The following is a 1,277-nucleotide window of genomic DNA, read 5'->3' on the forward strand; positions in this document are numbered from 1 at the left end:
CCTTAATACTACCCGGATGATTAAAAATGGATTGTGCTGGGTTTTTGATTTCTGCCTGGCTACTGTCGGGATTAACTCTCATTATACATTTGCCGAGATCAACGGTTCCATTCAAGCCAATGCCCTCGTTAAAAACAGCTTCTACCTGTTTCGTTGCATTGTCCGCAGGGTCAGCATGGCTGAGTGGAGTGAAGCCGATGAACAGGCCTGACAACGCAACAAGGGAAGCCCTGCGACATAAGCCGTCTGGTTGTAGCAAATTCATGATAGATATTCTCAATGAAAATGAAAACGAAAATAAAAATGAAGACGATGGAGTGTTGCGAGAGCAACAGGAAAATTATAGGCAGTGTTCAGGTATCTTCCCATTGATTTGATAGCTTGATCCGTTATGAAATAGCTGTTTTTTATTGATAAGAATAATTTATCCTGAATTTGCCTCAGATCCCCATTGAACCGGGGATCCAAACGAGCAGTGTGAAAGATTATCGGGTCGGAGTGATTTTTGGCTCAGGCTGTGGTCTTTTTCCTGGGAATACCCAGCCGTTGTCGTCTCTCCCAGAGCGTTTTACGACTGATACCGAGTTTCCGGGCCAGTTCGGTTTCGGTCATTTGATTCTGGTGTTCGAGCACGAAGCGCTGAAAGTAATCTTCCAGAGACAAACCGTCCTGAGTTTCGACCTCATTGTGACTGTTCGTGTTGCTGGTGTCAGCCTTGAAAAGAGTTGACTTGACGTGAACATCCAGATCCAAAGTCTCAGGCGTAATGATGTCATCGTCACAGAGGATGACAGCTCGCTCAATGGCATGTTCCAGCTCTCGCACGTTCCCTGGCCATTGATGCTGACAGATGGCTGCCATGGCCTCAGGAGAGTACGAATAAACTTCCAGCTCCATCTTCTTGCAGACTTTTTCCAGTAGCTTCTCTGCAAGCAGTAATACGTCGTTGCCCCGCTCACGCAATGCCGGAATTCTCAGCTCCACCACTTTCAATCGATAGTAGAGGTCTTCCCGGAAATGACCGCTAGCAGAGAGCTGGCGCAGATTTCTGTGGGTAGCGGCAATCAGTCGCACATCGACTTTCTGGGAATGCACAGAGCCCACCCTTCTGATTTCTCCTTCCTGAAGAACCCGAAGCAATCGGGCCTGAGCTTCCAGAGGGAGTTCACCGATTTCATCAAGGAACAGGGTGCCAGTATTGGCAGCTTCAATCAGGCCGGTTCGGGCAGCCGTGGCGCCGGTAAAGGAGCCTTTCTCGTGACCAAAAAGTTCGGATT

Annotated in this window: 2 protein-coding genes; one reads left to right on the top strand and one right to left on the bottom strand. The window is 48.3% G+C overall.

Annotation, left to right across the window (positions count from 1 at the left end; all coding sequences use genetic code 11):
- Nucleotides 1–211 (top strand): hypothetical protein (locus tag KDK16_RS02805; RefSeq protein ID WP_257274577.1); only part of this gene is annotated, 211 nt, incomplete at its 5' end.
- A gap of 299 nt (nt 212–510) precedes the next feature.
- On the opposite strand, the gene KDK16_RS02810 is transcribed toward KDK16_RS02805, so the two are convergent.
- A partial coding sequence (locus tag KDK16_RS02810; RefSeq protein WP_257274578.1) for a sigma 54-interacting transcriptional regulator occupies nt 511–1,277 on the bottom strand: 767 nt, incomplete at its 5' end.

This window comes from Endozoicomonas sp. SESOKO4, from assembly GCF_024606275.1.